18 protein-coding genes are annotated in these 25898 nt (G+C 71.1%); 7 read left to right on the top strand and 11 right to left on the bottom strand.

Annotated elements, in window-relative coordinates; translation table 11 throughout:
- Positions 1-188 precede the first annotated feature (188 nt).
- Positions 189-797 carry a TetR/AcrR family transcriptional regulator C-terminal ligand-binding domain-containing protein gene (locus tag ABFJ78_RS46620; protein WP_436393892.1) on the bottom strand — a complete coding sequence of 203 codons (609 nt, stop codon included), beginning with the start codon at positions 795-797 and terminating at the stop codon, positions 189-191.
- Between the two features lie 60 nt (positions 798-857).
- Between ABFJ78_RS46620 and ABFJ78_RS46615 the strand changes: the two genes are divergently transcribed.
- Positions 858-1898, top strand: a complete 1041-nt coding sequence (locus ABFJ78_RS46615; protein ID WP_436393891.1) for an amidohydrolase family protein — start codon at positions 858-860, stop codon at positions 1896-1898.
- 617 nt (positions 1899-2515) lie between these two features.
- Here the strand turns inward: ABFJ78_RS46615 and ABFJ78_RS46610 are convergent.
- The 4 genes from ABFJ78_RS46610 to ABFJ78_RS46595 form a co-directional block, all read right to left on the bottom strand.
- Entirely contained in the window at positions 2516-2695 is a 180-nt protein-coding gene (locus tag ABFJ78_RS46610; RefSeq protein WP_436393890.1) for a hypothetical protein, read from the bottom strand.
- Positions 2692-3936 carry a sulfite oxidase gene (locus tag ABFJ78_RS46605; protein WP_436393889.1) on the bottom strand — a complete coding sequence of 415 codons (1245 nt, stop codon included), beginning with the start codon at positions 3934-3936 and terminating at the stop codon, positions 2692-2694. Before ABFJ78_RS46605 ends, ABFJ78_RS46610 begins: the two co-directional genes overlap by 4 nt.
- Positions 3937-4231: 295 nt before the next feature.
- A complete protein-coding gene (locus ABFJ78_RS46600) occupies positions 4232-4771 on the bottom strand; it encodes an N-acetyltransferase family protein (protein ID WP_436393888.1) in 540 nt (179 codons plus the stop codon).
- Positions 4772-5236: 465 nt separating this feature from the next.
- Positions 5237-5470, bottom strand: a complete 234-nt coding sequence (locus tag ABFJ78_RS46595; RefSeq protein WP_436393887.1) for a hypothetical protein — start codon at positions 5468-5470, stop codon at positions 5237-5239.
- Between the two features lie 575 nt (positions 5471-6045).
- Between ABFJ78_RS46595 and ABFJ78_RS46590 the strand changes: the two genes are divergently transcribed.
- Both ABFJ78_RS46590 and ABFJ78_RS46585 read left to right on the top strand, forming a co-directional pair.
- Entirely contained in the window at positions 6046-6426 is a 381-nt protein-coding gene (locus ABFJ78_RS46590; protein ID WP_436393885.1) for an effector-associated constant component EACC1, read from the top strand.
- A complete protein-coding gene (locus tag ABFJ78_RS46585) occupies positions 6423-10799 on the top strand; it encodes a caspase, EACC1-associated type (RefSeq protein WP_436393884.1) in 4377 nt (1458 codons plus the stop codon). The genes ABFJ78_RS46590 and ABFJ78_RS46585 overlap by 4 nt, the downstream gene beginning before the upstream one ends.
- 359 nt (positions 10800-11158) lie before the next feature.
- Here the strand turns inward: ABFJ78_RS46585 and ABFJ78_RS46580 are convergent, their stop codons facing one another.
- The gene (locus ABFJ78_RS46580; RefSeq protein WP_436393959.1) at positions 11159-14218 is read right to left on the bottom strand and encodes a S8 family serine peptidase; all 3060 of its coding nucleotides are present in this window, start codon (positions 14216-14218) and stop codon (positions 11159-11161) included.
- A 692-nt stretch (positions 14219-14910) separates the two neighbouring features.
- Here ABFJ78_RS46580 and ABFJ78_RS46575 point away from each other — a divergent pair.
- The 3 genes from ABFJ78_RS46575 to ABFJ78_RS46565 all read left to right on the top strand — a co-directional run bounded on the left by ABFJ78_RS46575 (position 14911) and on the right by ABFJ78_RS46565 (position 18683).
- A complete protein-coding gene (locus ABFJ78_RS46575; RefSeq protein ID WP_436393883.1) occupies positions 14911-15879 on the top strand; it encodes a helix-turn-helix transcriptional regulator in 969 nt (322 codons plus the stop codon).
- Positions 15880-16026: 147 nt separating this feature from the next.
- Positions 16027-17658: a PQQ-dependent sugar dehydrogenase gene (locus tag ABFJ78_RS46570; protein ID WP_436393881.1), complete on the top strand. Its 1632-nt coding sequence runs from the start codon at positions 16027-16029 to the stop codon at positions 17656-17658.
- A 26-nt stretch (positions 17659-17684) separates the two neighbouring features.
- Positions 17685-18683 (top strand): SMP-30/gluconolactonase/LRE family protein, encoded by a 999-nt coding sequence (locus ABFJ78_RS46565; RefSeq protein ID WP_436393879.1) that lies wholly within the window; start codon positions 17685-17687, stop codon positions 18681-18683.
- 192 nt (positions 18684-18875) lie between these two features.
- Here the strand turns inward: ABFJ78_RS46565 and ABFJ78_RS46560 are convergent, their stop codons facing one another.
- The 5 genes from ABFJ78_RS46560 to ABFJ78_RS46540 form a co-directional block, all read right to left on the bottom strand.
- Positions 18876-20351: an aldehyde dehydrogenase family protein gene (locus tag ABFJ78_RS46560; protein ID WP_436393878.1), complete on the bottom strand. Its 1476-nt coding sequence runs from the start codon at positions 20349-20351 to the stop codon at positions 18876-18878.
- 106 nt (positions 20352-20457) lie between these two features.
- Positions 20458-21414, bottom strand: coding sequence for a fumarylacetoacetate hydrolase family protein (locus ABFJ78_RS46555; RefSeq protein ID WP_436393877.1), 957 nt, complete (start codon positions 21412-21414; stop codon positions 20458-20460).
- Entirely contained in the window at positions 21411-22454 is a 1044-nt protein-coding gene (locus ABFJ78_RS46550; protein WP_436393876.1) for an amidohydrolase family protein, read from the bottom strand. The genes ABFJ78_RS46555 and ABFJ78_RS46550 overlap by 4 nt, the downstream gene beginning before the upstream one ends.
- Complete coding sequence (locus tag ABFJ78_RS46545) at positions 22448-23344, bottom strand: MBL fold metallo-hydrolase (RefSeq protein WP_436393875.1); 897 nt, start codon at positions 23342-23344, stop codon at positions 22448-22450. The genes ABFJ78_RS46550 and ABFJ78_RS46545 overlap by 7 nt, the downstream gene beginning before the upstream one ends.
- Positions 23331-24581, bottom strand: a complete 1251-nt coding sequence (locus ABFJ78_RS46540; protein ID WP_436393874.1) for an MFS transporter — start codon at positions 24579-24581, stop codon at positions 23331-23333. The genes ABFJ78_RS46545 and ABFJ78_RS46540 overlap by 14 nt, the downstream gene beginning before the upstream one ends.
- A 304-nt stretch (positions 24582-24885) precedes the next feature.
- On the opposite strand from ABFJ78_RS46540, the gene ABFJ78_RS46535 reads away from it, so the two are divergent.
- Positions 24886-25872: a LysR family transcriptional regulator gene (locus ABFJ78_RS46535; RefSeq protein WP_436393872.1), complete on the top strand. Its 987-nt coding sequence runs from the start codon at positions 24886-24888 to the stop codon at positions 25870-25872.
- The last annotated feature ends 26 nt before the right edge of the window (positions 25873-25898 follow it).

Below are 25898 nucleotides of genomic sequence, written 5' to 3'. Positions count from 1 at the left end.
GTCGGCGACAGGGTCCGAAAGTGCAGGTGAACGGGCCGTTCACCGGCCGCGGGCGCTGACGCGCTCCCCCGGTGGCGCAACGCCGAGGCCCGCGGTGCGGCCCGCATCGCGAACCGGGCCGCTCGCCGAACCCCTGCTCCAGCCGGCGCTTGCCTTGCTACAGCGACGTCCGACGCGACGCGGGTCCGCTACCGCCCCGGCGTGGGCTCATCTGCTGGGGCCGGGGACGTCACCAGCGGCAGCAGGACCTCGTCGACGATCGCCGTCACCTCTGCCGCGGTGACCGTCCCCGCCTCCATGTGTTCGACGAGGACCAGGCGCGGTCCCACCGCGGCGATCCGGGCGGTGACCGCGGAGGCGCGTGCCTCCGCGCGCTCGGCGGCATCGGCCAGCACGCCGAGGATCAGCTCCTGGCGGGGGCGCAGCACCAGGTCGCGGACCCGGGCGAACAGCCCCGGGTGACGCTCCCGCTGCGTGACCAGCGGGCGCAGGGCCCGGCCGTGCGGTTCGTCGAGCACCCGGGCCAGTCCGCCGAGCAGGGCCAGCAGGTCGCCGCGCAGGGTTCCGGTTTGCGGCGGCCGGGCCTCCCCGAAGCCCGCGTCCGGGTCGGTGAGCGCGGCCAGCACCAAGTCCTCGGGCGTCGCCCACCGCCGGTAGAGCGCCGCCTTGCCGGTCCGCGCGCGGGCCGCGACCTTCTCGAAGCTCAGCTCCTCGAACGAGGTTTCGGCCAGTTCGGCCAGCGCCGCCTCGAGGATCGCGCGGACCAGCGCGTCGCCGCGGCGCCGGGTCTCCGCCATCGGCCACTCCTCTCGTGTACGGTCGTTAGTGAACGATATCGTTCCTTATAGGAGTGGGTTATGACGGCCATCACGAACGTCCGGGTCTTCGACGGCACCGGGCTCACGCACCCGCGGACCGTCTTCGTCGACGGCGGCCGCGTCTCCGGCGAAGCCACCGGCGGCCCGGTGCTCGACGGAACCGGACAAGTCCTGCTCCCCGGCCTCATCGACGCCCACGTCCACCTCCACGGCCGGGAGAACCTCGAACAGTTCGCCCGGTACGGCGTCACCACGGCCCTGGACATGGCGACGACGTCGGCGGCACTGCTGGCCGGCCTGCGGGACCAGCCAGGGCTCCCCGACATCCGCAGCGCCGGCGTGCCCGCGATCGGGCCGGGCGGGATGCACGCCCGCATGCCCGGCATGCCCGCCGACGCGGTCGTCACCGACCCCGCACAGGCCGCGGGCTTCGTCGCGGCCCGCACCGCGGCCGGGTCGGACTACCTCAAGATCGTGCTCGAAGCACCCGGGAGCGGCGGACCCGAACTGCCGGCCGCCCGCGCCCTCACCGAAGCCGCGCACGCGGCCGGGCTGCTGGTCGTCGCCCACGCCGCGAGCACCGGGGCGTACACGATGGCGCTGGACGCGGGCGTGGACGTCGTCACGCACGCGCCGCTCGGGCCACCGATCGCGGACGGGGACCTCGCGCGGGCGAAGGTCGTCGTGCCGACGCTGACGATGATGAAAGGCATCGCGACGGCGACCGGCCGGCCGCAGCTCTACGCGGGCGCGGCGACGTCGGTGACCCGGCTCCACCGTGCGGGCGTGGCCGTCCTGGCCGGCACCGACGCGAACGCCGCGCCGGGAGTACCTTTCTCGGTCGCGCACGGCGCGAGCCTGCACGACGAACTCGAACTGCTCGTCGCCGCCGGACTGTCCACAGTGGAAGCACTGCGCGCCGCGACCGTGTTGCCGGCCAAACACTTCGGACTGACCGACCGCGGCGAGATCCGGCCGGGACTGCGCGCGGACCTGGTCCTGCTCGACGGCGACCCGATCGCCGACATCCGCGCCACGCGTGCGATCAGCCGGGTCTGGTGCGCAGGCGTCGAGTACTGATCCAGACCACGCCGAGCACGGCGGTCGAGGTCGCCCTTCGTGAAGGTCTTTCGCGGGTGACGGGGGCCCAGCTTCGGCGACACAGAGGCTTGCGGTCCTGCGACCGCGTGCCCGCCGCCGCGCCGCTCTGCGCATGACCGTCGCCGGGGCTGCGTGCCTGCGAGTCACCGGTGGCGGCGCCGGCCTCGCCGCCGTCGGCGGGCGGAAACCACGGGAGCAGACCCTCAAGCTGTGCCAAGCTCTGTGGAACACCGGTCGGTTCGACGACCCGGGGTTCCAGAGCGCGACTTCCGGAGGTAGGCGATGACCGAAGAGGGATCGACCAGACGCGATCGACAGGAGTTCGCTGTCACTTCTGTCCTTTTTATCATTCTTTCATTCCTGGGAGGCGGATTCATCCACCAGGAGCCTTATCGGACTTTCTGGCCCATAGCCGCCGGTGTCCTGTCCTGCGCCGCCGGGATTGGCTGGCGCCGGCTCCGCGCTGGGCGGGGCAAGGCGTAGCGCTCGGCGACGATAGCGCCATCGCCTGCCCGGTTGTACACGTCCGTCCGTTTCACCGAGCTGAGAGAGAGCGCCACGATATCGGTTGACTGGCGGCAGTTCGGCAGATCCGCTCAGCCCGAAACGATCCGCCGGAAGGCTTCCCGTTCCTCCCGGGAAAGGGGCACCAGCGGGACGTCGGCAGCCGGCCGCGGGACCGGGACGGCCGGCCCCGGCTCGAACGGCGCCGGCAACACCAGGACCCAGCCGATGCCGGACAACGCCCGGGCGAGCGCGCGCACCGCGCCCTTCATCCGGCGACCGTGACCGGATGCCGAACGACCGCGCCGAACAGGTAGCCCTGCGTGTTGTACGGCGCGACGTCCGGCTGGCTCACGCCGGTGATGTCGGTGGCGCGCGCCCGCAGCGTGTAAGCACCGGCCGCGTGCGGGCGCCACGCGAATTCCCACCGCAGCCAGCCCCGGTCGAAGGCGCGGCCGATCGGTCTCGCCGGCTGCCAGGTCACGCCGTCGGTGCTCACCTCGACCCGCCGGATGCGACCGTGCCCCGACCAGGACCGGCCGCGCAGCACCTGCCGCTGCCCGGAAACGAGCGTCGCGCCCCACGGGAGTTCGAACGCGCTCTTCACCACCTGCTCGGTGACGAGCGTGCCCTCGGCCGGGTAGTCCGGGCCCAGCAGCCGGTAGAACTGCGTGCTCCACGGCGACACCAGCGGCGACGCCGACACTTCGATCCGGCCCAGCCACTTGATCGACGAGATCCCGGCCCACGACGGCACCACCAGCCGCACCGGGAACCCGTGGTCGGGCGGCAGCGGCTGCCCGTTCATCTCGTACGCCAGCAGGACGTCCTGCAGTGCCTTGCCCACCGGCAACGGCCGCCGCACCTTGCCCAAGTTCACCCCCGCCGCCACGTAGTCCGCATCGAGGCCCTCCGGCAGCACGTCCACCGCGTCGCGGGTGAGTCCGGCCCGGGCGAGCACCGTCGCCAGCCGGACGCCGCGCCAGCGCGCGACCCCGACCGCGCCGAGCTTCCACGCCGTTCCGCTGACGGTCTGTCCCTGCTGGCTGGTGAAGAAGCTCCGCCCGTTGCCCGCGCACTCGATGAACGCGGTGATCGTCTCGGACGGCAGTGCGCGCAGGTCCTGATAGGTGAACTCGAACGGCCCGCCACGCAGCCCGGAGCCGAACAGCCGCAGCCGCCAGGTCGCGGCGTCCAGCACCGGCGTCGCCGTGTGGTCGCGGACGAAGAACCGGTCGACCGGCGTCAGGTAGCCCTGGCCGCGCATTGCTTCCCAGCGCGTCTCGGCGTTGCTGCCGTAAACGTCGAACAGCTCCGGCGGCAGCGGCTTCACGATCGGCCCCGCGGCCGACGCCGTCCCCGGTGCCGTCCCGGCAGCCGCCAGCGCGAGACCACCGGCCGCCGTCAACCGCAACAGGCCGCGCCGGCTCAGTCCCGGCATCCGGGCCTCTCCGGCCCGCCACTGCGCGACGCGCACCCGGTCGTAGGCGGTCTCGTCGTTCAACGCCGTCATGCGGGCATTCTCAGGATCCCGTTACCGGACGGCCAGCACGTCCACACAGCGGAACAAGAGCTGTCCGGGTGGAGGCCGCCGGCGTGCGGGTAGGTGAGCAGGCTGCCGAGCAGGTTCACCGCGAGCGGTACACCCGACATCGTGACCACTGGCGCCACGCACCGCCACCGGGAGGGCGTCGCGCAGAACGGTCGCCGACGACGGCAGTCGCCCGCAGTTCCTTCACCTCGGCGCGGCAGATGATGCGCTGTTCGCGGCCGTTCTGTGCGCGGTCCGGTGGCATCGGCCACCCGCTTCAGCCGATCGTGAGGACTGCTGGAATCACTGGGCCGTGAAGCGGGCCAGGATTGCGATTCGTATCGCCACCCGGCATGCGAGGTTCGGAGAAGGCAAAGCCGGCGGCTTCCAGGAACCCGCGGCCAGGTTCCCAACCGGGAGCCACGTGCGTACCTATCCGGACATAGCCCGCGTCGGCGGCCGCGTCGAGCAGGGCCTGTGCCACGGCGCCGCCGATACCGCGCCTCCGGAACTCGGACCGGATCAGGAAGGTTCCGACTCCGATCGAGCCGTTGCGAGGGTATCCCAGCACCGCGTCCACCAATCCGACGACCGCGCCGTTCGCTTCGACGACCAGCAGCAGCTTGTCTTCGAAGGCGCTGCCTTCGGGCAGAGCATAGAAAAGGCTCTGCACATCGCCCGGGGCGGACGGCTGCCCGGTCTCGGCCACGAACCAGTCCTCCGAGGCGGTGAAGACGTCCAATACAGCGTCCTCGTCCTCAGCACTCAGGTCGCGGACGACGACAGCGGTGTCACCGGCACGGAGATCAAAGCGCATGACCCCAGTGAAACACAGAGTTTTCTCTTGAGCCCAGCGGTTTTCTGCCTTGACACAGGCAGTGCCGGGACCTGGGCGGAGCCGGGGCGGGGCCGCCAGGGTGTCAGACTGGCAGGCTGTCGCAGCGAAGGAGATGAGCAGTCGGCGAAGCACTCGAGTTGCAGGATTGCACGACCGTGCACGTGACTACGTGCGGTGTCACGCAACTCAAGCTGCTGATGGCGTACAGCGGGATCGTGGAGAGCCGTTGTCGGGAGGCTGCTGACCTTGTCGTTGACCAGAGCGGTGAGCGTGGTGTCAAGGCGGGTTCGTGCGCCGGTTTGGTACCCGTGGCTGTTCCTGGTGATCCCGCCGGCCGGCGATCGGGCTGGGCATGACGACCTGCGCGGCGATCGGCGGGCCGGCCCAGAACAGGATGGCGGCGGTCGCCTCGAGCCGGCGAACTCCGCCTCCTGGATGTCCCCGTCACGGCCTGCGATGCGGCACAGCGGTACGAGGCCCGGGAATCGCCATCTGCCGGAGATGCGGAACACCGCCGTCGAGCTTCAACCGCAGGGCAAGATCGAAGGCGTCCTCTAGCCTCGCGGCGTGTATCCGCGCCACGTCGTGGTCGCCGACCGACCTCGCATCCGCCGCATTGCGGCTGGCCTTCGCGATCCGCCGCCGAAAAGCCGCCTCGAACCCAGCTTTTTCTTCCATCCCCGCAATCCTTCGATCGAACACGAAAAGAAACTTTGCCCTTGACCGACGGAATGGACTATTCCGCGCCGGCCCGACTTTAGCACTGCTCAAAGTACCGAGCGGCAGTCACCGTCGGACACGAACCCGCGGTCGCCGAACCGGAGTCCGACCGAGCTGGCCGGCCGCAGGACGCCGCATCGTCCGTCGATTGCATTCTTCACACCGTATCGCTTTCCGAGGTTCGCTACTTCGACCATCGTCAATCCTGGGTCGTCTCCGTCCAGATCCTGAAGGGACGCCGGCACGCTGGTCAGGCGTGGTTTCCGTCCTTCGGGTGGCGGTGCGGGGAAACGTGCCCCGGAGAGCGAGGGAGACGGCGAACGGGTGAAGCCGTTGCGGCGGCGCCGCCTTCGCGGTTCGCCGGCGTGTCAGGAAACCCAGGGGCGTGACAGCTGACTCACGGCGCATTCTGCCCGAGCGTCCGTGAAGCCGCGCGAACACGCCACGGCCGGGTGTACCCCAGGTCACAGGTCGCGCGGTATTCTGCGGCACGAGGAGTGCTCGGGGCACTCACCCGGGGGAGGGGTCGATTCGTGGACGCTGCTGTGCGCGCCGAAGGGCCCGAAGCCGCCGATGAGCTCCGCTCCTTGAATTCCTGGCTCGCCGACGTCGACGAGCTGCGGGGCGCCGTCCGCCCCCGTGCGCAGGAGCCTCGGCCGGGCACACTGGGGCCGGTGCTGGACGCGCTCGCCGTGGCGCTCGGGCCCGCGGGGGCGGTCACCGCCTTCGCCACCACGTTGATCGCCTGGCTGCGTACCCGGCGGGGCGACGTGCGGATCAAGGTGACTCTGGACGGCGGCCGCGTGGTGGAGCTGACCGCCAAGCACGTCGCCGGCCTGGACGCCGAGGCGCTGGCACGCCAGGTGGAGCAGGTGACCGCACTCCTGGAAGCCGACCGCGAAAGCCACTCGTGACGGACCTGTCCGGCGACGGCGTCCGCGTCCTGCTGCTCGCCACCGCGACGCACGACAACCCGGACCTGCTCCCGTCCGTGCCCGCCGTCGCGCGGAGTTACGTGGACCTCGGACGGGCGTTCGCCGAACGGTGCGGGGTGCGCCCGGACCGGCTCCGGATGGTGCTCGACCCGCCCGACGCGCGGACCATGGCCGAGGTCGTCGCCGAAGCGGCCCGGCAGGCGGAGACCGTGCTCCTGGTGTACTTCATCGGGCACGGCCTGATGCTGCCCACGGGCGACGAGCTCTACCTCGCCGCCCGGAGCACGGCCGAGCTCGTGCCCGGCTTGGCCGAGCACCAGGCGCTGTCGTTCTCCGCGCTGCAGCAGGCACTCGCGGCCAGCCGCGCGTCGTCGGTCGTGGTCGTGCTCGACTGCTGCTTCTCCGGTAAGCCCCGGCTGCGCGACGGCCTTTCCGTACCCGCCTTCACCGGCGTCGAAGCGGCGCACGGCCGGTACCTCATCGGCTCGGCGGAACAGCTCGCGCTCGCGCCGCGGGACGCCGCCCACACCGCGTTCACCGGAGCCTTCCTGGACGTGCTGGAGCACGGTGACCGGCGCGGTCCCGGCTCGCTGACACTGGACGCCGTCTACGACGCCGTCTTCCGGAAGCTGGCCGAGCAGAGCCGGCCCTGGCCCCGGCGGCAGGCGGGCGACCGCTCGGGGAACCTGATCATCGCGCCCAACGCGGCGGCCCCGGCGGAACCGCCCGTACCCGAAGACGACAGCAGCGCGCCGGCCCGCTGTCCCTACCTGGGCCTGGACGCGTTCGGCCCCGACGACGCCGCCGTGTTCTTCGGGCGCGAGCGGATGACCGAGCGGGTTCTCGCGGCGGTGGCGGAGCACGCCGGCGCCGGGCCCGTCGCTGTGGTGGGCCCGTCCGGTTCGGGCAAGACGTCGCTGCTGAACGCGGGACTGCTGGCCGGGCTTCGGGCCGGCGGGCTGCCCGGCATCCCCGGGTCGGCGGCGTGGCCCTGCGTGCGGGTGACGCCGGGGCCGGCTCCCTTGCGCCGGCTGGCCTCGGCGTTCGACGCCGGGCCCGCCACCGTCGAAAGCCTGTGGCAGGAACCGGAACGCGTGGCGACGGCGCTGGCGGCAGGGCGGGTGGTGCTCGTCGACCAGCTCGAAGAGCTGTTCACCCTGTGCCCGGACGCGACCGAGCGGACCGCTTTCCTGCGGGCGGTCACGGCGATGGCGCGGCAGGTGCGCGCCGCGGTCGTGCTCGCGCTGCGAGCCGACTTCTACGGCCGGGCCGCCGACCACCCGGAGCTGCTCGAGGCCCTGCGCGACCGGCAGGTCCTGGTCGAGCCGATGACGCCGCGGGAGCTGCGCGACACCATCGAGCGCCCCGCGGCCGCGGCCGAACTGGCCCTCGACGGCGGGCTCGCCGACGTGATCCTGCACGAGCTGGGCGAACCGGCCGGCGCGCTGCCCCTGCTGTCCCACGCGCTGTGGGCGACCTGGCGCGAGCGGGCGGGCTCGCGGCTGACCGTGGCCGGCTACCGCGCGACCGGCGGGATCGCCGAAGCCATCGCGACCACCGCCGAACGCGTCTACACCGCGCTCGACGACAACGCCCGCGACGCGACCCGCCGGGTGCTTCCCCGGCTCGTCCGCGTCGGCGACGACACCGCCGACACCGCCCGCCCCGTGGACCGCGCCACGTTGCTGCGCGGGCTCCCCGACACCGGCGCGGCGCAGCGGGCGATCGACCGGTTCACCGAAGCGCGGCTGCTCACCCACGACAGCGACACGACGCGGATCAGCCACGAGGTCCTGCTGCGGGCCTGGCACCGGCTGGCGGAGTGGGTCGACGCCGACCGCGAATGGCTTCGCGCTCGCCAGCAACTCGCCGCCGACGCCGCCGCGTGGGAGCGGGCCGCGCGCGACCCGTCGTTGCTGTACCGCGGGAACCGGCTGGCCGCCGTCCGCGAGCGGGCGGACAACGCCACGGCCGGAGCCGGCGAACTCGTCCCCGAGGCCGCGGACTTCCTCGCCACCTCCTGGCAGCACGAACGTCGCGGGCTGCGTCGGGTCCGGCTCGCCGTGGCCCTTCTGGCGGTCTTCGCGCTGCTGGCCGCGGGCGGCGCGTTCTGGGCGGTGAGCGCCAACAACGAAACGCAGCACCAGCTGCGGCTGGCGAACTCGCGCGCGCTGGCCGAAGACTCCGCGCGGGTGCAGCGCATCAACCCGCGAGCAGCGCTGCAGCTCGCCCAGAGCGCCTGGCACACCGCGCCGACACCGGAGGCGTACGGCGCCCTGTTCACCCAGTACACCCGGCTGCAGCACGCAGACCGGGTGTTCCAGGACATCTGGCACGACAACCTTCGCCGCATCATGACCGGCCCCGACGGCGGAATGACGGTCGCGGTGAACGACGGCGGCCTCCCCACCACGTGGACGGGGCTCAACGGCGACGCGCCGCGTCCCGACGTCGACCGGTCGCAACCACATGAACTGACCGGCGGCACCTTCGAACTCAGCCCCTCGGCCACGAAGCTCGGGTACGCCAACGACACCGGCACCGTGGCGCTGTGGGACCTCGAGCACCACACACCGATCGTCATGCTGCGCGACACCGTCCGGCCCACCGAGGCCGTCCGCTCGATGGCCTTCTCCGCCGACGAGAAGACCCTGCTGATCAGGCGCAGCGGCTACGACGGCAAGGAAACCACCCTCGAAGCCTGGGACCTCGTGCGCCGCACGACGCTCCCGGTGGCGGCTTCGCTGGGGCCGCAAGGAGTGGACACGGATTCCGCCATCCCCGGCCCCGTGCCCGGCACCATCGTGATCGGCAAGTCCGGTGGCGCCGCGCGGGTTCACGACCTCGCCACCGGCCGTGAAGTGCGGTCGTTCCCCGAGAACGGCTCGACCGGGCACGTCGCCCGCAACGGCACAACGCTCGTCCAATGCCAGGAAAGCCAGGACCATCCACTGACCGAAGGCGTGCTCACCGTCACCGACATCGCCTCCGGAGTGCTCCTGCGCACCATCGACGTCCCGGAATGCCGGAACTTCGAGCTCGACACGAGCACGAACTACGCCCTGATCACCGAACTCGACCCGACCGATCTGGGCGGCACCGGCCAGCTCCTGCTCGCGAACCTGGCCACCGGAACCAAGCACCGGCTCTACACCCCGCCGCTCGACCTGAGCACCGGCAGCCTGTCCACCGAGAAGTTCTCCGACCGCACAGCGGTCTACGCAGGCCGCGACGGGCAACCCGAAGTGCTGATCGGGGACAAGAACCTGCTCTACCGGCTGCGCCCGATCAAGCCGGTCGAACGCGTCGCCGACCCCGGCTCGAGCCAAGCGATCAGCCCGCGCGCGGACGTCGACATCACCTTCGGCCGGCCGGACCGGTTGCTGCTCAACGACCTCCGGACCCGCGCCCCGCTCGCGACGACGACCCGCGGACAGCTCTGCTGGGGAACGTGCGGCGAGGGCAGGCCGATCGACTTCACCTCCGACGGGAAGCACCTGGTCGCCGTCTGGGGCGACGAGCTGGTGACCTACGCGGTACCCAGTCTCACCGTCGAAGCCCGCGTCCCCCTGCCCATGCCCGACCTCGGCGGGCCGCCCACCGACGACGGCGACTACCCGGCCTGGAGCAGCTCGATCGCTCCCGTGACCGACGACCAGGTGACGGTCCTGCACGGCGGGCTGATCACCCGCTGGCGCCCGGCCGACGGCACGCAGATCGGATCGCCGACGCAGGTCCGGACCGACCGCGACGGGCTCCGCCGCTCAGCGCACGCCGCCGTGCTGGAAGCACGCTGGCAGCACCCCGGTCAGGCGGTCGTCGTCGAACCCAGCGGCGACGTCGAACTGTGGGATCTCGACCGCCACGAGATCATCTCGCGGCTGGGCCGGGCAGAGAACCGGCAGGGCTCGGTCGGCTTCACCGACGACGGCGCCGTCGCGAGCGTCCGTGACCCGGACGGCGGCATCCAGCTCTGGGACGTGGACGCGGCAGGCACGGCCCGCGCGCGCGGCCGGCCGATCCCGTCCGGTGGGAGCCTGCTCGGGTTCACCCCGGACGGCAAACTGCTCGTCACCAAATCCACCGGAATCCCCGGCAGCGGGACCGTCCAGCTCTGGGACCAGTCCGTCGGGAAGCAGCTCGCGGAGCTGAGGTGGCCCGCGATTTCCCCGATCTGGGGCCTGGACGGCCGGACCCTGATGCTGTTCGGCGGCGACGACGTCCAACGGCTGGAACTGGACCCGGACCAGTGGTTCACCACGCTGTGCGGACTGAACGACCGCCCCTTCGCCGACGACGAACGCGTGATCCTGAACCAGCTCGGCGCGCCGGAAGACCGGCCATGCGGATGAGTCCCTGCTCTCCGGCTTCCCCGCGGACGCAGGCATTCCGGCGAGCGATCGTCCGGAGGTCGACGCGTCGAGGTGGCCACCAGCGAAGCACCACGACAACAGCCGCAGCCCGCGCCGCCGCGAAGACAGGCCAGTGGTGTGCGGCTTGAACTCGGAGGGGGACCTTTCCGGAGGCGGGCTCGGCAGCTTCGCACCCGGACGGCGACTGACGTGCACGCGCACCTGCCATCTACGGAGAAGGCAGAACCGAGGAAGAGATCATCCGCTGCCTCAACGGCACATTGCCCGGCGAGCCCAGAAGCTGATCCGGCTCGGCGGGAGGAGCCGGGAGCGCGGCACCGCTCTCCCGGCTCCTCCCCTCACCGGCCCACGGTCACCGAGCCGGCGAGCGTCCCGAGCCGCACCGCGTGGGTTCCCCGCGGCAGGTCGCGCACCTCGAACGAGACCCCGGTGGTCTGGTCCTTCCGCACGAACACCGCCCGCTCGCCGGCGATCGCGCCGTCGATCCACAGCAGCGCCTGGTACGTGCCCGCGACCTCGCCGACGTCCTTCACCGACGCGGCGATCCGCACCGGCGCCCGGCCGTGACCGCCGTCGGTGCGCAGGTCCGCCACCGCGAAGCGCGGCTCGGGGCCGGGTGCCCGGTCGTGGACGAAGATGTCCGAGTAGCCGTTCGTGTCGTCCTCGACGAGGTTGGTCGCCTCGCTTTCGAACGCGACGTACTTGCCGTCGGCGCTGATCGACGGGAAGTCGCTGTAGGCGTCGCCGAGCCGGCCGCCCACGCCGCCGGACACCTTGGCCGTCGTCCGCGCCCGCAGGTCGCGCACGAACACGTCCGACATGCCGTCGTCGCCGGGCACGAGGTTGGCGGCGAAGCTGAAGAACGCGACGAAGTTCCCGTCGCCGCTGATCCTCGGGCTCGCCGTGTACGCGTCCGCGCCGCCGGTCCCGCTCGCCGCCTGCGACACCAGCGTGCTCGCGCGGGTTTGCCGGTCGTACACGGAAACCTGCGACGGCGCATCGGGGCTGCTGCTCGCGTAGGCCACCATCCGGCCGTCCGCGCTGATCGACGGCTGGGTCACCTCGACCCCGGCCGGCGCCGGGATCATCTCCGTCGTCCCGGTCCGCCGGTCACGCACGAAGACGTCGCGGTGGCCGTTGCCGGTGCCGGGCACCAGGTTCTCCGCGCCGCTCTCGAACGCGACGAACCGGCCGTCGGCGCTGACGCTCGGCTCCAGCGAATCGCCGTCCGCCTGCACGCCGGCGGCACCCACCGAGACGCGCTCGGTCGTCCCGGCCACCCGGTCGCGCAGGAAGACGTCCTGCCGGCCGTTCGTGTCGCCCGGCACCAGGTTCGTGGCCTGGCTGAGGAACACCGCGTACCGGCCGTCGGCGCTGAAGACCGGCTGGCCGGACAGCCCGTCGGCCTGCCGCTCGTCGGAGGACACCGAGATCAGCTCGTTCGCGCCCGTCCGCCGGTCGCGCGCGAAGGAGTCGGGCACCCCGTTGACGTCGCCGGGCACGAGGTTGGTCGCGCCGCTGAGGAAACCGACGTACCGCCCGTCCGGGCTGATCGTCGGGCTGATCGCCCACGCGTCCGCCCCGGTCCCGTCCGCCGCGGCCGAGATCCGTTCGATCACGCCGGTGCGGGTGTCCCTGGCGAAGACGTCCATGTCGTCGTTCGCCTCGCCGGGCGCGATCTCCGAGGCCATGCTGGCGAACGCGATCACGCCGCCGTCGCCGCTCATCGCGGGCCAGAAGGTTTCGGCGTGGATCTGGCCGCCGTCGCGGGTCACCGAGGCCCGCTGCGTCGCCGGGGGCCGCGGCAACGCGAAATCGGCCGTGGCGGCCCAGATCCGGCGCACGGTGACCTGCCGCGGGTTCGCCGTCGAGATCCCGCCCGCCGAGGCGGTCACCCGGTAGGTGCCTTCCGGCACGTCCTTGATGGTGTAGCGGCCGGTTCCGTCCGAGACGGCGGTGAGCTCGTCGAGCACGTCCGCCACCCGGACCGTCGCGCCGGGCACCGTGGAACCCGTCGGCCCGTAGGTGACGCGGCCGGTGATGACGCCTCGCGGCGTCGGCTTCAGCGCGACCCGCAGATCCGTCAGCTTCCCGCCGGTCACCACGACCCGCACGCGCTGGTCGTGGTAGCCGAAGCGGGACAGCGTCAGGTCGTAGGTGCCCGCGGGCACGCGGATCTTGAAGTGCCCTTCGGCGTCGCTCGGGTACGACCGTCCGGTGGCCGTGACGGTGATCGTCGCGCCCCGCAACGGATCCCGGGACTTGTCCGCGGTCACCGTCCCGGTGATGCCGCTGGTGAGGCGCGCCTCGGCGACGGCGGCGGCCGCGTCGATCCGGCCCGCGCCGAAGCGGGTGTTGGGCCGCGCGCCGTAGCGGTTGTCGAAGAACGCCGTCCCGGTCAGGATGTCCAGCGTCTCGTCGGGGGTCAGGCGCGGGTTCGCCTGCAGCATCAGCGCGACGGTGCCCGAGACGTGCGGGGTCGCCATCGACGTGCCGCTGAGCAGTCCGTACTCACCGCCGGGCAGCGACGACAGGACGTCGACGCCGGGCGCGGACAGGTCGGGCACGACGTAGCTGTCCGGCCAGTTCGCCGGGGCGTCGGCCCAGTCCTTCTTCCGCACGACCCCGCCGCACGAGAAGTCCGGCACGTTGTCGTCGACGTCGGTCGCGCCGACGCCGGTCGCTTCGAAGACGTTGCCGGGCGCCGCCGAACCGCCCGCGACGCACTCGTTGCCGATGGCGAAGGCCGGGAACGCGCCCGCCAGGTAGATGTTGCGGGCGGGCTCGACCATTTCGCTGCTGTAGCCCTCTTCGCCGAGCGACATGCTCACGACGTCCGCGGGCTGACCTGCCGGCTTGCCGTCGGCGTCGTACGGTGCGATCGCCCACTGCATCCCGGCGATCACCTGGGTGAGGGTGCCGGTGCCGCCCGGGATGACGAGCCCCGCCATCAGCTCCGCGCCGGGCGCGACGCCGATCTGCGTGCCCGAGCTGTGCCCGCCCGCGATGGTGCCCGCGACGTGGGTGCCGTGGTAGGAGCTGTCGTGCGGGGCGGAGTGGACCGGGGAGCCGTCGGCGGCGAACTCGAGCCAGCCACCCGGGTGCTCCGGGTTCGCCGGGTCGGCGCTGACGAGCTTGCCCGCGAGGTCCGGGTGCTGGGTGTCGATGCCGGTGTCGAGGATCGCCACCCGCACCCCCGCGCCGGTGCCTCCGTCCCGCTGGACCTTGTCGGCGCCGATCTTCTGCACGCCCCAGGCCACCGCCGGTTCCGCCGCCGCCTGCTTTGTCTTCCGGGGTTCGGTCGGCGAGTGCAGCGTGAAGTTGGGGATCACGCGGTCGACCAGCGGCAACGCCGCGACCGCGTCGAGCGTGGCCGGGGTGGCGCGGACGAGCACCATGTTCTTGAGCCAGAACGTCTTCACGACCTGGTCCCGGCGGGCCCCGACGAGGTCCACGACCGGGGCCTGCATGGCCGTCGCCGAATCGGTGAGCGCCTTGCGCGCGGCCGCGGGGGCCGACGGCCGCAGCCCGCGGTCCTTCAGGACGACGACCGCCTCGAACTTCGCGTCCGGGCCGNTGAGCCAGAACGTCTTCACGACCTGGTCCCGGCGGGCCCCGACGAGGTCCACGACCGGGGCCTGCATGGCCGTCGCCGAATCGGTGAGCGCCTTGCGCGCGGCCGCGGGGGCCGACGGCCGCAGCCCGCGGTCCTTCAGGACGACGACCGCCTCGAACTTCGCGTCCGGGCCGGAGCGGGCACCGGCCATCCGGTCGAGCAGTTCCTTCGCGATCTTCGAGTGGGCGGCCGCGGGCGGCGGGCCGGCGGCGGCCGCCGGCCCGGCAGCGAGGCACCCGGCGGTGACGAGCACCGCGAGCACCAGGTGCCGGCCTCGGGTCCGCAAGGCGGACAGGGACATGGGAAGACTCCTTCGTTCCGTCAGGTCGCGGCGGACAAGCGAGACGGCGCGCCCCGTGTGAGGTTGCGCGCCGTCGACTTCCAAACGGTGCATTAATGATCACCGCGTGACAAGCTCACGAAGGCGGCGGATTCCGGTCAGGTGTCGGAAACCCGACACGAAGGAGGACGACGGTGCTGGAGCCGATCGGGGTGAGCAGCGCGGACGAAGCGACCTACAACGCCCTCGTCCGGCGCACCCAGGCGACCGCCCCCGAACTCGCCCAGGACACGCACCGCTCGCTGCCCGCGACCCGGCGGGCGCTGCAGGCGCTCGTCGAGGCCGGTCTGGCGACGCGCTCCGCCGGACGTCCGACCCGGTACGTGGTCGTCCCGCCCGACCGGGCCATCGAGGCGGTCCTGCGCGAACGCGAGGCCGCGCTGCGCGACACGCGCCGCCACATCGGCACGCTGATGGAGACCTACCGCGCGAGCACGCGGTTCGCGCACCCGGGCGAGCTGGTCGAGGTGATCTCCGGGCGGGACGAGGTCAACGACCGCTGGACGCGGATGCAGCAGGACATCCGGGTGCAGATGCGCGGCTTCGACCGGCCGCCGTACGCGGCCCCGCAAGGCCACGGCGAGCCCAACCACGTGGAGCTCGCGCTGCTCGAACGCGGGGTCAAGTACCGGGTGGTCTACGACAAGAGCGCGGTCGAGCTGCCGGGTCTGCTCGACGACATCGAACTGGGCGTGCGGCACGGCGAGCAGGCCAGGATCGCCGGCGACGTCCCGATGAAGCTGGCGATCGCCGACGACCGGCTCGCGATCATGCCGCTGATGCGCCCGGGCGACCCCGCGCTCACGGCCTCCTACCTCATCCACCCGTCCCCGCTGCTGGACGCGCTGATCGCGCTGTTCGAGTCGGTGTGGACGCGCAGCGTGCCGGTCCGGTTCGGCGCCGACGATCCCGGCGACCTGTCCGCGGACGAGTCGAAGCTGCTGGCGCTGCTGGCTTCCGGGGTGACCGACAAGGCCGTGGGGCGGGCGCTGGGCTGGAGTGAACGGACGGTGCAGCGCCACGTCACCAAGCTGATGCAGCGGACCGGGGCCCGGACGCGGTTCCAGATCGCGATGGAGGCCACCCGCCGCGGCTGGATCTGAGCACGGTTGGAAACCCGCTCACCGGTCTTGTCGACGGCAAACCCTTTGCGCTACGGTCCCCGGGAGCGCTCCCAGTGGCTTCGCATCCCCTGAGAGAGGAACACCATGCGAGCTACTCCGAGAAGGAACCGCACGGGCCTCCGGGCGGTGACCACCGTGGTGCTGCTGGGCCTGGGTGTCGTGTTCCCGTCCCCCGTCGGGTCCGCCGCGGACGCCGACACGGCGCCACCGACCGCGCCCGCCGATCCCCGCACCTCGAACCTGTCGTGCACCGGCGTGACGTTCTCGTGGTCGGCGTCGGCCGACGACGTCGGGGTGGCCTTCTACGACATCTACCACGACGGGCAGCTCATGACCTCGGTGCCGGGCACGGCGCTGTCGGCCGAGCTGACCGTCGTGCCGGGGGCCACCTGGGGCCTGTACGTCAACGCCCGCGACGCCGCGGGCAACGTCTCCCAGGCGAGCCCCACGGTCACCCTCACCGTGCCGCAGTGCCAGGCCGACACCGAGCCGCCCAGCACCCCCACCGGCGTGACGGCGACCGCGTCGGGCACCACGGTCACCGTGCGCTGGTCGCCGGCCACCGACAACGTCGGCGTCACGGGCTACGAGGTGCTCCGCGACGGCACCCAGGCCGGCTCGACCAGCGGCGCCGCCACGACGTCGTTCACCGACAGCGGCCTGGCCGCGAACACCCGCTACCGGTACCAGGTGCGGGCGCGTGACGCCCAGGCGAACCGCTCGGCCCCGAGCACGGCGGTCGCGGTCACCACCGGCACCTCCTGCGCCACGGCCATCTGCTCGGTCACGAAGGCCGCCACCGAGACCGACCTGCCGTGGGGCCTGACCACCCTGCCCGACGGACAGGTGCTCTACGGCCGCCGCGACGCCTTCGAGATCGTCCGGCTCGATCCCGCCACCGGCACGAAGACCGTGGCCGGACGGATGCCCGGCGTGGCGGGAACCGACGGCGAGGGCGGGGTTCTGGGTCTCGCCGTGGCGACCGACTTCGCGGCGGACCCGTGGCTGTACGTCATGCACACCAGCGCGACCGACAACCGGGTGGTGCGCGTCCGCTACACCGGCGGCGTCCTCACCGGCACCCCACAGGTGCTGCTGACCGGCATCCCGCGCAACAAGTACCACAACGGCGGCCGGCTGCGTTTCGGGCCGGACGGCAAGCTCTACATCTCGACCGGCGACGGCCAGAACGGCGAGTGGGCCCAGGACCTCTCGAACCTCGCCGGCAAAGTCTTGCGCATCAACCGCGACGGCACCATTCCGTCGGACAACCCCTTCGGCACCCCGGTGTGGAGCTACGGCCACCGCAACCCGCAGGGCCTGGCCTTCGACTCCCAGGGCCGGTTGTGGGAACAGGAATTCGGCAACAACGTGATGGACGAGACCAACCTGATCGTCCGCGGCGGCAACTACGGCTGGCCCCGCTGCGAGGGCACCACGGGCAGCTGCGCCGAAGCCGGCTTCATCGCGCCCAAGCGGACTTATCCCGTAGCCGAAGGTTCGTGCAGCGGCATCGCCGTGGTCCGCGACGCTCTCTACATCGCTTGCCTGCGCGGAGCACGGCTGTACCGGGCCGAGATCTCCGGGGACAGCCTGACCGATGTCCAGCAGTACCTCACCGGCACGTACGGACGGCTGCGTACCGTGGAACCGTCCGCGGACGGCGGTTTGTGGCTGACCACCAGCAACTACGGCGACAAGGACAGCATCGCGAACAACAGCAACGAAAGCATCTTCAAGGTCGAGCTAGGACGGTGAAACCCCCTCACGGAAGGAGAGCCGTCATGGCTCATCGAAAGACGCTCCGTCGCATGTGGACGGTGACGGCGGCGATCGTCGTCGCGGGCGCGGTGACACCCGCGGCGTCCGGCACCACCACGGCCTCACCGTGCGCACCGGACGGGACCTACGGTCCGCCGCTGCCGAGCCAGTCGGTGACGGCCCAGCTCATCCGGGGCGGGTTCAGCTTCCTTGAAGGGCCCACGTGGGACCGGCGCACCGGAACCCTGCTGCTGTCGAACATGCAGAACCCGACCGGCCCCCAAGGTGTGCAGCCGTCGGCGATACTCCGGTTCACGCCGCCGGCCACCTTCGAGACGTTCATCGCCGACTCCGGCAGCAACGGCCTGGCGATCACCGCCGACGGCACGCGGGTGCTCGCCGCCACCCACGACAACCGCACCGTGTCTTCCTACAACCTGACCGACCGCAGCCGGACGACGGTCGCGGCGAACCACCTCGGCCGCGCGTTCAACTCGCCGAACGACCTGACCACCGGACAGGACGGCACCACCTACTTCAGCGACCCGAACTACCAGCGCGGCAACCGCCCCGACGAGCAAGGCGGCCGGACCAGCGTCTTCCGCGTCCGCGACGGCGTGGTCGGCCTCGTCGACGACACGCTGCCGCAGCCGAACGGCGTCGTCCTGTCCCCCGACGGCAAGACGCTCTACGTGGGAGCCACCGGCGCGAACGCGATCATGAAGTACACCGTCTTCCCCGACGGCACCACCGGCAACCGCACGACGTTCGCGACCATGCGGACACCCGACGGCGCGACCATCGACTGCGCGGGCAACGTCTATTGGGCATCCTTCGACGAGGGGCTCGTCCACGTCTTCTCGCCGTCAGGCGTCCAGCTCGGCACGATTTCCGCCGGCCGCAACACCACCAACGCGGCGTTCGGCGGCCCGGACGGCCGGACCCTGTACCTCACGTCCGGGGTTTCCGGCGCGTTCGGCCTCTACCAGACGCGCCTCAACGTGCCGGGCAATCCCTACTGACCGAGCCGGGCCCGTGATCAGGCCGGCGCCGCGGGCCCGGTGGAGTCGCGGACGTCGAGGGTCGTCAGGGCTGCCGGGACGCGGCGGACTGGCGCGGTCTCCGTGACACGCCCAGCGCGGATCGCCATGTCGCGGAGGGCCCGCTTGACCGGTCCCGGGTTGCGGTGCCGCCCATCCGGGCACTGGCGGCGTTCAGCCGAGCAGTTCGTCGACGACAGCCCAGCGCGGTACCGGGTTCATCCCGGACGGAAGCCGCATTGTCTTGCTGTAGCCGAACTCGCGCAGCGTCTCGGCGGCGTGTTCGCGGCCGTAACCACTGTGCTTGGTTCCGCCGAACGGGGTGCCGATGACCGCGCGGTTGTAGTTGTTCACGAACACGATGCCCGCTTCGATTCCGCGGCCGACCCGCAGCGCGCGGGCATTGTCTGCGGTGTACACCCCGGCCACCAGGCCGAAATCGGTGTTGTTGGCGATGGCCACGGCCTCGGCCTCGTCGTCGAAAGGGATCACGCACACGACGGGGCCGAAGATCTCCTCCTTGGCCACGCGCATGTCCGGGGTCACTGCCGTCAACAGCGTCGGCGCGACGTAGAACCCCTTGGCCAGCTCGGGATCCTCCGGCAACTGCGCCTGCGCGGCGACGACGGCGCCTTCCTGGACACCGATGTCGATGTAGTCGAGTACCCGTCGCTGCTGGGCCGCCGTGACGAGCGGGCCCACGTGCGTGGTTTCGTCGAGGCCGCGCCCGACCCGCAGCCCGGCCACGGCACGGCTCAGCCGCCCGACCACCTCGTCGTGCACCGAACGGTGCACCAGCAACCGGGAGGCCGCGGTGCAAGCTTCGCCTTGGTTGAAGTACCCGCCTTCGAGGGCAGCGGCCACGGCGTCGTCGAGGACGGCGTCTTCGAAGACGACGAGCGGGTTCTTGCCGCCGAGTTCCATCAGGGTGGGGGTGAGGTTGTCCGCGGCCGTCTTCGAGACCGCGACACCCGTCGTCGGAGACCCGGTGAACGACAGCTTCCGGACCAACGGGTGTCCCGCGAGCGCCGCTCCCACGGATCCGCCGCCCGCGACGACGTGGACGACGTCGTCGGGCAGCACGGACTGGATGATCTCGGCCAGCCGCAAAATGGTGAGCGGCGCCTGCTCCGGGGGCTTCAGCACGACGGCGTTCCCCGCCGCGAGCGCAGGGGCGGTCTTCCCGGCGGTGTGGATCGGCGGCCAGTTGAACGGGATGATGGCGCCGATCACGCCGAAGGGTTGCAGCGTCGTGACGTCCAGCGAATAGCCGGTGTCCCGGACCGCACCGGGCATCTCGTGCGTGAGACTGCCGAACAGCTCGAACACGGCGACGCAGGCTTCGAGGTCGAACGCCCGCGCCTGACTCCTGGGCTTGCCGTTCTCCCGGGATTCCAGCTCGGCCAGTTCGTCGGCGTGCAGGCGGATTTGGCGCGCGACCTCCAGCAGGAACCGGCCACGCTCCACCGCGGGCCGGCGGCTCCAAGCGAGAAAACCTTCGTGGGCCGCGCGGACAGCCGCGTCGACCTCCGCCGCACCCCCACCCTGGACCGTCGCGAGGCGGTGCCCGGTGGCGGGGTCGTCGACGACGAACTGGTCTTCGTCGCGCTGAGAGGACCAACGGCCCTTGACGACGGTTTCGAGATCCATCATGCTCCTCCAAAACTCCAACAATAGTGTTGGCTTCTGTTTCCGAACCTACGCCTGCCGCCGACGATCTGCAACGCGAGTGTTGGATTTGGCCGTGGGACCGTGGTCACTGCTGGGCGGACGGGTTGCGCCGTCGCGCAAGGGGATGCAGCGGAGCCCCTCGCGTGATCGCAGCGCGGATCTCACCGAGGTGCTCGACGCTCAAGGTGACCTCGTCGCCGACGTCGAGCCAGGGATACTCCGCTCCACTGTGGACATTGGCGAGTTCCAGGATGCAACCGGTACCGACGGTGCCGGAGCCGATGACGTCCCCGGTCTGCAGGGTCGTCCCCCGGGAGGCGTAGGAAAGCAGGTCGGTGAAGGACCAGAACTGGTCGGCCCAATTCCCTTCGCTGTAGACGACGCCGTTCACCGACGCGGTCATCTTCAGGTCGAACCCCTCGCCGCTGCGCTTCCCCTCGATCTCCTCGGGGGTGACCAGGAAGGGCCCGAGACTGGTGGCCGCGTCCTTGGCTTTGCCGGGGCCGATCGCCATGGTCATCTCCGCCGCTTGGAGGTCCCGGGCGCTCCAGTCGCACAAAATCGTGTAGCCGGCGATGTGGGCGGGGGCTTCGGCCGGGCTGACGTTGGTGGCCGGGGCACCGACGATCGCCGCCACCTCGAGCTCGTAGTCGAACTGCCGGCTCCCGGGGGCGATCGGCACCGTCTCGCGCGGCCCGCGGAGCGCGGCCGGATTCTGGAAGTAGAAAACCGGCTGCTGGTAGTAAACGGGGTTCGTGGAAAGCCCCATCGCATTCATCGAAGTGACGTAGTGGTTCTCGAACGCCATGAAATCCCGGACCGACGGCGGGCGTGGTATCGGTGCCAACAGCTGCACGTCACCGGCGGGGACGATCTCGAAAGGGTCGTCTCCGGCTTCACGGGCGGCCTCCGCCAGGACCGCGGGAGACCCGATGAGGTCGATCAGCTGCCGATCGCCGCGGAGACCGTGGAGTGCTCCGCCGTCGAACAGGGCTGCGTGCTCCTCGCCATCCGTCGGTGAGCGGTAAGTGGCCCACTTCATGTTCGTCGCTCCAATTCGGTGGTGGTGATTTCGAGACCGAGCAATTGAGCCGCATTGAGCCCGGCGATGCGCCGCAACTCGGCTCTCGGCAGACCGGTCTGCTCGAGCCGGGCGAGCGGGTCGCTCACCCCCATGTCGAACGGGTAGTCGGTCCCGAGCAGCACCCGGTCGCTTCCCACCGCCCGCGTCAGCGCCGCCAGCTCCGACGCCCGGTAGACGAGACTGTCGAAATACAGCTGGGGCAAGTACTCACTGGGCCGCTTGGCCATCGAGCGGCTCTCCGGGCGCACCTCGTAGGCGTGATCAGCCCGGCCGAGGTAGACCGGCAGGAAGCCGCCGCCGTGCGCGCCGCAGATCCGCAGCCGGGGAAACCGGTCGAGCACGCCGGCGAAGACGAGCCGGCACAAGGCGATCGTGGTTTCCAGCGGCTGGCCGATGATGTTGCCCAGGTAGTACGACGACAGCCGTTGCTCCACACTGCATCCCCACGGGTGCACGAAGACGAGCACGCCGAGCTCCTCCGCGGTCGCCCAGAAAACGTCCAGCGTGGGGTCGGAGAGCTCCCGTTCGCCGGAGCGGGTCGGGATCTGCACGGATTTCACCCCGTACCGCTCCACCGCGTCACGCAGCTGAACGGCTGCCCGGCCGGGGTGCTGGAAAGCGACGTGCGCCATGGCGGTCAGCCGGTCGGGCGACTTCGCCGCCAGGTCGGCCAGGTGCTCGTTCACCAGGTACGTCAGTTCGTCCGCGAGCACTTCGTCCGCCCACGAGTGGTACTGCGTGGGCGCGACGCTGACGGCCTGCACGTCCACGCCCGCTCGGTCCATCGCGTGCAGGCGGGTGTCCAGCTCGGTGAGAGCCGAGTACCACTCTTTCCGGAACAAGGTTTGGTTGATCGCAACGGATTCCGGCCCGAAGACCGAGAGCTGGGCGCGCTGCTCCTGAAGGTGGTGTTCCCGGCCGGCCACCAGTTCGTCGACCGGCGCGTGGGCGTGCGCGTGGATGTCCACCACCAGCGGGAAGGAGCCGGCCGTCAGCATGCCCCGCGCTCCGAGCCGATGAGGCTGTCGTACAGCGCCCCCGCGTTCTCCGCCTGGATGTAGTCAATCAGGTGGTCCAGGCCGACGTCGGTCCGGCACGCTTCGGCGAAGTTGACGCGCTGGATCGTTTCTTCGCGGGACCAGCCCTTGGCCACGGCGTCAGCGACGGCGCTCTGCCAGCCCAGCAGCACGGCCCGCTGCTCCCGGACGGCTTCGAGGGTGGTGATCGCACCGTGGCCGGGCACGACGTGGTCGACGTCGAGCCGGGCGATCCGGTCGAGCGAACGCAGCCACTGGTCGACGTCGGACGTCATCAGCCAGGTCTGGCACCCGGAGAAGATGGTGTCACCGGTGAAAACGGTGCGCTCCTGGGGAACGTGCACGGCGATCTGGCCCGGCGTGTGCCCGGGGGTGTGGATCAGCTCGAAGGTGTGCTCCCCCAGCCTGAGCGTCACATCGCCGGTGAAGACGATGTCGCCCTTGTTGGGGTCGTCGTAGTACTCACCGCGTTCGGGGATCAGCTTCGCGCCCTCGGGATCGTCGTCCTCGGCGGCTTTGACCGCGAAGGCGAACGGATCCAGGTCGTAGACGGTCATGAAGTTGTCGAACACCCCTTGGTGGTGAACCACCAGACCGGCGCCGGCGAAGAAGTAGTTGCCGAAGATGTGGTCGACGTGGTGCTCGGTGTTGACGACGTAACGAATGGGGCCGTGGCTTTCCGCCTGCTGCCGCATGGCGAGTGCGTGCGTCGGCAGCTGGGGGGTGTCGATGACGACCACCCCGTCCGACGTCACGACGAAGCCGGGATCGCATCCGCGGGTGCCGGTTTCCACGTACACGTTCGGGGTCAGCTGCCCGAGCGGCCGGGGCCGCCCTTCACCGTTTTCCATCGTGGAGAACCTCCCTGTTCCCGAACGAGTTCTTCTCGCGTGTCACGGCCAGCGCGCTCAGGCCGACGAGTGCACAGGCGGAGCCCCACAGGCCCGGCGCTCCCGCCCATCCCGTCGAAGCGTCGAGCGAGGCGGCGATGGCGGGACCGAAGCCCCCGGCGACGATGGTGCCGAGGTTGAGACCGATGGACACGCCCGTGAATCGGGTGCGGGTCGGGAAGAGCTCCGGGAAGCCGGTGAAAACGGCCGCCGAGACGAACGGCTCGACGACCAGGTAGATCAGCAGAGCCGGCACCACGGCCGGCGCGCTGCTCGCCGCATCGACGTAGAGGAACAGGGGCACCGGCAGCACCGCGGCGGCGCTCAAGCCGATCCAGGCGACCGGGCGGCGGCCCCGGGCATCCGACTTCACCCCCATCACGGGGAAGATCCAGACCGTCGCCACGAAGGCCAAGCCGAGCAGGAAATAGACTTCCACCGGGGGAAACTTCTTCACCTGCACCAAGTGGACGGAGAGGTAGAGCTTGCCGAGGATCGACGGTCCGAGGACTCCGATCGTCAGCGCCGCCACGCGCAGCACGTCCAACGGGTGCCGGCGCAGCGTTTCCCGGACCGGCGTCCGGCTGACCCCGCCCGCGGTGCGGGCGATGGCTTCGAACTCCGGGGAATCTTCGAGGCGGAAGCGCAGCGCCACGCAGACCGCGGTGAGCGGAACGCAGACCAGGAAGGGGATCCGCCAGCCCCACGTGCTCATGCCGACACCGGTACTCGCGACGAGCGCCACCACCAGCGCGGCGGAAATGAACCCGATGCCGACACCCATCGCCGGGATCGATCCGTACAGCGCGCGCTTGCGCGGCGGTGCCATCTCGGAGACGTACGTCAGCGCTCCCGCCCATTCACCGCCCGCGGAAAACCCCTGGAGCAGCCGCAGAACCAGCAACAGGACCGGCGCCGCCGGGCCGATGGACGCGTAGGTGGGCAGCATCCCGATGAGTGCGGACGACACCCCCATCATCAGAAGTGTGGCCATCAGGACCGGACGACGCCCGAGACGATCGCCCAGCGCGCCGAACACCACGCCGCCCAACGGCCGGGCGAGGTACCCGGCTCCGTACACCGTGAGGGCCGACAGCGTCGCGGCCACCGGCGACGAGACGGGGAAGAACAGCGGCCCGAAAACCACGGCCAGAAAACCGTAGACGGTGAACTCGTAGTACTCGACGACCGTGCCCACCAGAGAGGCCCGAACGGCACGGCGACGGGTCGGCCCGCTCACCGACGGAGCTGGGACGGGTCTGGCAATACCGTGATCGGCAGGAAGAGACGACATCTGTTTCTCGCTTCATCGAGGGAAACCGGTCGGTTGTGGACGGTCGCGATCGGGAACTGGAACACCATGCGCCGCACGGAGCGGACCGCGGAAGCTCGATCTGCCGATGGGTGGTATCGACCTGCTCTATCCCCGGGTCCCGCTTGCTGTCGCCGGGCCGGGTGTGTAGTCATGGCGCTGTGAACGAACCCACGACCGCAGGCCACCCGTGAAGGAGCTGAAGAACCTCAACCTGAACCTGCTCGTGCACCTGGACGCGCTGCTCGCCCAGCGCAGCGTCTCCGGCGCGGCTCAGCAGCTCGGGCTGAGTCAGCCGACGGTGTCGTCCGCGCTGGCCAGGCTCCGCCGGCACTTCGGTGACGAGCTGCTGGCACGCCAGGGAAGCAGATACGTGCTCACCCCGCTGGCCGCGGCCCTGCAACCCCTCGTCACCGACGCGGTCACCAGCAGCGAGCGGGTCTTCCTCGGCCGCGCGGGGTTCGACCCGGTACGCACCCGTCGCCAGTTCGTCATCCTGACGAGTGATTTCTGGCTCGAGGCCGTCGGCCCGTCGGTCAGCCGGCTCCTCAGCGAGGCCGCGCCGGCGTCATCCGTCCGGTTCGACCTGCTGCGGATCGCCGACCTCGACGAACCCCTGGAAACCTTGCGCACCCTCGACGGCATCCTGCTGCCGCACGGAGCCATGCCGGAGGCACCGCACGTGGATCTGCTGACCACCGAATGGCGGGCGCTGGTCGACGCTCGCAACGACCGGGTGGGAGCGGCCCTCGATCGCGAGACGCTCGCAGCGCTACCGTGGGTGCTCTACGCCGACCGGTCCACGGCGACCGCGGCGCTCGTCACCTCCACGATCATGCGCCAGCTGGTATTGGCCGGGCTCGACCCCCGCGTCGAGGTCACGGTCGGGACGTTTTCCGCCGTGCCGTCCTTCGTCCGGGGCACCGATCGGGTCGCGGTCGTCCACAAATCCCTCGCACTGCGCGCGGAACTGACCCTGGGCCTGCGCTCGTTGCCGCTTCCGATGGCGTTCGACGCACTCACGCTGGCGTTCTGGTGGCACCCGCGTCACACCAACGACCACGCCCACCGGTGGTTCAGGTCGTTGACGAGGTCAGCCGCCGGGCTGGTCGCCGCCGACGCCTCGGGCTTCGAACTCGCGCCGGCCACGGAGGAACCTCCCGGGGACGGAGAGTAGGTCGACCGGGCCGCGGTGGTCGCGCG

It is taken from the genome of Amycolatopsis sp. MEPSY49, from assembly GCF_051337345.1.
GTDB lineage: Bacteria > Actinomycetota > Actinomycetes > Mycobacteriales > Pseudonocardiaceae > Amycolatopsis.
This window is presented reverse-complemented; position numbering and strand designations above follow the sequence as displayed.